General features: G+C 60.7%; 9 protein-coding genes. 5 read left to right on the plus strand and 4 right to left on the minus strand.

All coding sequences use genetic code 11. From position 1 onward, the window contains the following. Positions 1-46: 46 nt before the first annotated feature. Positions 47-622: a periplasmic heavy metal sensor gene (locus tag EOA86_RS20720; protein WP_128343348.1), complete on the minus strand. Its 576-nt coding sequence runs from the start codon at positions 620-622 to the stop codon at positions 47-49. Positions 623-691: 69 nt separating this feature from the next. Between EOA86_RS20720 and EOA86_RS20725 the strand changes: the two genes are divergently transcribed. Further along, the gene (locus EOA86_RS20725; protein WP_164891868.1) at positions 692-1,222 is read left to right on the plus strand and encodes a Crp/Fnr family transcriptional regulator; all 531 of its coding nucleotides are present in this window, start codon (positions 692-694) and stop codon (positions 1,220-1,222) included. A 19-nt stretch (positions 1,223-1,241) separates the two neighbouring features. On the opposite strand, the gene EOA86_RS20730 is transcribed toward EOA86_RS20725, so the two are convergent. The 3 genes from EOA86_RS20730 to EOA86_RS20740 form a co-directional block, all read right to left on the minus strand. Beyond that, positions 1,242-1,679 (minus strand): c-type cytochrome, encoded by a 438-nt coding sequence (locus tag EOA86_RS20730; protein ID WP_245497332.1) that lies wholly within the window; start codon positions 1,677-1,679, stop codon positions 1,242-1,244. Positions 1,680-1,745: 66 nt separating this feature from the next. Next, positions 1,746-2,606, minus strand: a complete 861-nt coding sequence (locus tag EOA86_RS20735; RefSeq protein WP_127209463.1) for an exo-alpha-sialidase — start codon at positions 2,604-2,606, stop codon at positions 1,746-1,748. A 57-nt stretch (positions 2,607-2,663) separates the two neighbouring features. Beyond that, positions 2,664-3,278, minus strand: coding sequence for a TetR/AcrR family transcriptional regulator (locus tag EOA86_RS20740; RefSeq protein WP_128343352.1), 615 nt, complete (start codon positions 3,276-3,278; stop codon positions 2,664-2,666). A gap of 128 nt (positions 3,279-3,406) precedes the next feature. Between EOA86_RS20740 and EOA86_RS20745 the strand changes: the two genes are divergently transcribed. From EOA86_RS20745 to EOA86_RS40475, 4 genes are all read left to right on the plus strand, one after another. Further along, complete coding sequence (locus tag EOA86_RS20745; protein WP_127209465.1) at positions 3,407-3,586, plus strand: hypothetical protein; 180 nt, start codon at positions 3,407-3,409, stop codon at positions 3,584-3,586. 2 nt (positions 3,587-3,588) lie between these two features. After that, the gene (locus EOA86_RS20750) at positions 3,589-4,110 is read left to right on the plus strand and encodes a hypothetical protein (protein ID WP_348633357.1); all 522 of its coding nucleotides are present in this window, start codon (positions 3,589-3,591) and stop codon (positions 4,108-4,110) included. A gap of 205 nt (positions 4,111-4,315) precedes the next feature. Further along, positions 4,316-4,768 carry a DUF305 domain-containing protein gene (locus EOA86_RS20755; protein WP_128343354.1) on the plus strand — a complete coding sequence of 151 codons (453 nt, stop codon included), beginning with the start codon at positions 4,316-4,318 and terminating at the stop codon, positions 4,766-4,768. A 52-nt stretch (positions 4,769-4,820) separates the two neighbouring features. After that, positions 4,821-5,153, plus strand: coding sequence for a four-helix bundle copper-binding protein (locus EOA86_RS40475; protein ID WP_127209468.1), 333 nt, complete (start codon positions 4,821-4,823; stop codon positions 5,151-5,153). The last annotated feature ends 167 nt before the right edge of the window (positions 5,154-5,320 follow it).

The raw sequence follows: 5,320 nt of genomic DNA on the forward strand, positions 1-5,320 counted from the left end.
CGGTCGCACAATAGTGTCCGCTGTTGAAACCAAGGCGTAGCCCTGTTCAATCGACCTGCCCAGAGTATCCGCGAAGCTGTGAGTACCGGCGGATCTGCCCAGGGGTAAGCAATTCGGCCATCTCGAGATGATAGCGCAGGTGCGCTGCCCGTAGCGCGCCTTGCACGTCGGCGATGGTCTTTGTCAGTTCAGCGAGTTGTGCCGAAATTATCTTTCGTTCGGAAAACAAGCGGTCAAGTTCGGTCTCTTTCTCGATGATGCGTAGTCCGAGCGGGATGGTTTCTGCCTTCATCCGATCCAGCAGGGCCTTGGTCCGCGACGCCTGTTCATCGGTGACGCCAAGGGCATCCCGCAGTTCGAGGACATGTGACGGACCCGGATAGGAGTTGAGTTCGGCCGCCAGCGCCAGACCCATCCCTCGCCCGGCCAAAAGATCAGCCATCTGCTCGCCCGAGAGCGCTTTCACGCGGCGTTTCTCCATCCCGGAATAAGAAGATGTGGCTGGATCCTTTCCTTCAGCGGCCTTGTGATGGTTGATGCTGCCATGCTGCTGTGCCAGCCCGTCAGGGACGGCAAGAAAAGCCAGCATGAGGGACAGCACGGCAATGGGGATGCGGTTCATCGAGCGATCTCCGGCGTTTCTTCTTGCGACGTTTGACACAGCCGCGGGAACTGAAACATGATTGCGATCATGTCGGACCTCCTCTTCGAGCGATTCCTTGAACTCGCGGAACGCGAGCAATCTCTCCCTGCCCGCAGCGTCCTGTTTCGTATGGACGACCCGGTCTTGTCGCTCTTCCTGGTCACCGCGGGAGAACTGCGCCTTGTCCGGGCACTTCCTGACGGGTTCCAGCTGACGTTGCAGCGTGCCGGCTCGGCTTCGATCCTGGCCGAGGCTTCGCTGTTTGCGGATCGATATCATTGCGATGCGTTGGCAGCCGAGGAATCGATGGTACGCGCTGTGCCGATCACCAGGGCCATGGCGGTGCTCGAAAGTGATCGTGAGTTGGCCTCTGCACTGTTGCGACACTTGGCAGGCGAGGTTCATCGGACGCGGACACGGGCCGAGATATTATCCCTGAAATCCGTCGCGGCGAGAGTTAGTGCCTGGATGGCATGCAATGGCGGCGTCTTGCCGCCCAAGGGACGCTGGCATCATGTTGCGTCGGAAATAGCCGTTACGCCAGAGGCGTTTTATCGGGAGCTTGCCCGCCGGCGATGATGTGCCGCCAAAATGCGGCTCATCGTGCGGAGGATTCCCGCTGCGCGAAGACGCGGTTCAGTTCATCGTGGCGACGGCGCATGTCGTCCGGCCAGCGCGACTTGATATAGGACAAGGCCGCGATGATATCGGCGTCGGTCAGGAGTCCCCCGAAAGCTGGCATCCGCGTTTTGTAATCCTTGAGGTTGGCGGCTTCGGCGACGCCGAGTTTCGTTATCCTGAACAGCAGTGTGTCCGGGTGGTGCCAGGTGTGACCGTTTTCGTCGTGGGGCGGGGCCGGAAGGAATCCATCCTTGTCCTGCGCTTTCCAGCCCGTTTGACCTTCGAGGTTCCTGCCATGGCAAGAGGCGCAATGCGCCACGTAAACGGCCTCGCCGCGCGCAATGACACGGGCATCGTCGGCCTTGAGGATCCCGCCCGACTTGCCCCCGAAAACAAGAACCACGTAGACCGCCACCAAGGCGGCGAGAGCAAGCGCCAGCGCCAGCTTTCCAGTCACCCTACGATCCACTGTGTCACCGCATCAACGACCGAGTTCGGTCCAGTTGACGCCGCCGTCGGTGCTGGCCAGGATATCACCTTGGTGAGACGCCACGAATATCCGATCCTTGTCGGCCGGATCGACCGCGAGATGCAGCAGGATTCGGTCACTCAAGCCGCTGGAAAGAGGCGCGAAGTTCAGAGCAGCCTCCGCGGATCGGACAAGTCCTCGTCCCACCACGAACGCGTAGACGGAACCGTCGGCCGTCACCTCAACGAGACTGACGGGCGCGCCATCGACGACCGTTTCCCAGATCAGGCCTCCATTCCTACTGACCGACAGACCTCCTTCAGTCGCGGCGTAAATGGTGTCGGCGTCCTTTGCCGATGCGGCGAGGTCGATCAGCTTTTCGGGCAGCAGTCCAACCACCGACCATGTCTTCCCGGCATCGCGGCTCACCTGTAGGCCGCCGTAGGCGCCGTAGAGAACCTGAGGATCGGCCGAGCTGACCGTCATCTGGTGAAAGTCAACCGGCCCGTCTGCACCCGGCGCGATCTGCGTCCATGTCGCGCCGTTGTCGGTCGAGGCGATGAATCCGAGATTACCGCCGCCTGCGGGGTGGCCGCTGGCGTAAAGCGACCTCGGGTCGGATGGGTCCGGAGTGAATCCCATGAAATCCTGCACCGGCGAAATGAGCTCTGCCTTTCCGTCCGACCCGGCGCGAAAGAGTCCATGGTGGGTCGCTATCAGAAGCTTTTGCGAATTTTCCCTGTCCACAGCTAGCCCATGGATGTGGGTGCGCTCTTTCAGCTGCGAAACCGAAACCGCCTCGGCTCCCGCAGTCGATCCGGTCGAGGTGGCCGCAATCAGACTGGCGACCAGAATTCCCAGTAGTTGTCTCATCTCGTCGCCTCCAACTTCGCCCTTACCATCATGACGGGCATGATATCAGGACCAGGACTACGGTGCATCGGACATGTCTGCGCAGCCCAGCCCGCCGTCTGACCGACGCGGAGGTTTCAACCCGGTCAGAGTGACCGCGACGAGCCGGCGGACCGCGGCCTTGGATCGCAGGCTGCTGGCTGCCGTGAGGGCGTGGAGGCAATAGGTCGCAAGCTCGTCAGGCGCGACGTCGTCCCGGAGATCGCCCGTCGCAGCACCCTCGGCCAGCAGATCGCGGATGAGATGGTGGAGCTGATGCTGCGCCTTGACGACGTGTTCGCCTCGATGCAGGCGTGCCGCGAGTTGGGTGCCATGATGTTCGTGTGAAATGAACGCATAGGCCTCAAGTACCGCTTTTAGCCGCTCCCCGGCGTCGCCAACCTGGTCCCGAATGGTAATGAGATGTTCAAGGTGACCGGTGACCTGACGTTCGTGCCAGGCGACGAGGATCGCTTCAACGTCCCGAAAATACTTGTACAGCGTCGCGCGACCTATTCCAGTCTCCTCGGCGATCTTCGCCATCGTCACCGACAGCAGCCCCCGCTCGGCCACCAGCGCCGCGGTGGCGTCGAGGGTCGCGTCGCGTACCGCGCGACGGTGGGCATCGATGGTTTCGTTCCACAGCTTCGGCACCGCCCCAATATACGTGGCGTATCACCGATGTCGAGATGCGAGACACAGCGACTTGATATAGACACATTGTCTCGATAAAGTTTTCGTAGTCATGGAACTCGATACCGCGCGCGACGCAGGAGACGCACATGGCCGACCCGCCCGATTACCCCGGCACACCGCGCTGGGTGAAAGTGTCGGGGATTATCGTGATCGTCCTGATCCTGCTGGTGATCGCTGCGCTCTTCACCGGCGTCGGCGGGCCTCACGGTCCCGGTCGGCACCTGCCGTCCTCCAGCGTTACAGAGCCTGGCATGCAACAGCCATGACCATGACACCCGGCCTTCGAAAGTTCGCGCTCACCGCGCATGTCGCTTCGTCGGTCGGCACGCTCGGCGCGGTCGCCGGCTTCCTGGCTCTCGCCGTCGCCGGCTTGGCCAGCAAGGATCTGCAGACGGTGCGCGCCGCCTATCTCGCGATGGAGTTGACCGCCTGGTACGTTATCGTCCCGTTGGTTCTCGTCTCATTGGTCACCGGACTTGTCCAGTCGCTGGGCACCAATTGGGGCCTGTTCCGGCACTACTGGGTCCTGGCGAAGCTTCTGCTGAATATTCTTGTCACCGTCGTCCTGCTGCTTCAGCTGAATCTGATTGGCTATCTGGCAGACATCGCGGCAGAGACGACGTTTTCCAGCGCTGATCTTCGGGAACTGAGGATATCACCTGTGATCCACGCCGCGGGAGGGCTGCTCGTGTTGCTCCTGCCTGTGGCGCTGTCGCTATACAAGCCGCGAGGCCTGACCCCGTACGGGTGGCGCAAGCAGCATGAGGGGCCGACGGCTCTGCATCCATAGATGCAGTCCGCTCCGTCTACGTTAGCAACCCACCGCATCGGAACAAAGTTTCCGCGCTTCCGTTACGCAACATGTCATGCGTTGCTCGCGGATCCCTGACCGGTTGGACCGACCTCCAAAACCATGAACGCATTCATGCCCCGAGCCGGCGCCCGGGCCGAGACCTCGGCACCGCGCGTCATAGTTCAAGATTAGAAGATGAATCATGGCAAGTACCAAACTCACGTTCGCCATGGCACTGTTGCTGTCGGGTTTCGCCCCGGCGGCGTTCGCTCAGCAATCCTCCGACCAGCCTATGGATGTGGCTCCGTCGCCCCTGCCGGAGCAATGCGGTCAGGCTGAAGGCGCATCAGCAGGGCACACCACGCCTGGAATGGCAGGCATGGACATGTCGGGCATGGATGAAGCGCACAAGGCCAACATGGCGGCGATGATGAAGATGCATCCTGCCATGATGCAAGAGATGATGGCCAAAGACCCTGATGTCGCCTTCGCCTGCGGGATGATCGCGCATCACCAGGGCGCGATCGACATGGCCGAAGTCGAGCTGAAATACGGCGACAATGACGAAGCCAAAAAGATGGCTCAGAAGATCATCGACGCCCAGACTAACGAAATCGGTGAGTTCAAGCAGTGGCTTGATGCCAACGCAAAGTGATCGTCAGGAGACGTCGTAAGCCGCTTCTCGACTCGAACAAGGAACACCTTCCATGCATCACCTTAGCCCCGAAATGAAAAGCTGCATCGACGAATGCGTGCGCTGCTATTCCGTGTGCCTTTCGACCGCCATGGGCCACTGCCTGGAACTGGGCGGCCAACACACCGAAAAGCGGCACTTCACGTTGATGATGGCATGCGCCGAGATCTGCCGGACATCGGCGCATTTCATGCTCATCGGTTCCGAGCACCACAAGCATACCTGTAGCGAATGCGCCGAGATCTGCAGCGAATGTGCGGATGACTGTGAGCGCATTGGCCACATGCAGGAATGCGTCGAGGCCTGCCGTCGCTGCGCGGAGAGCTGCCGGAAAATGGCAGCCTAAAATCTTGTCCGAGGCCCCCTGGTTCAGAACCCGCGCCCTCGTTACTACGATTGTCATTTGAAGAACACAAACTTGACCAAGCCAGCGGTCACCAGCACGACCAGAGCGAGGAGGATGAAGCCTGTACGCCCATTCCCCACATTCCCCGGACATCATCTGATCCATAA

Source organism: Mesorhizobium sp. M5C.F.Ca.IN.020.32.2.1 (genome assembly GCF_004023105.1).
Taxonomy (GTDB): domain Bacteria; phylum Pseudomonadota; class Alphaproteobacteria; order Rhizobiales; family Rhizobiaceae; genus Mesorhizobium; species Mesorhizobium wenxiniae.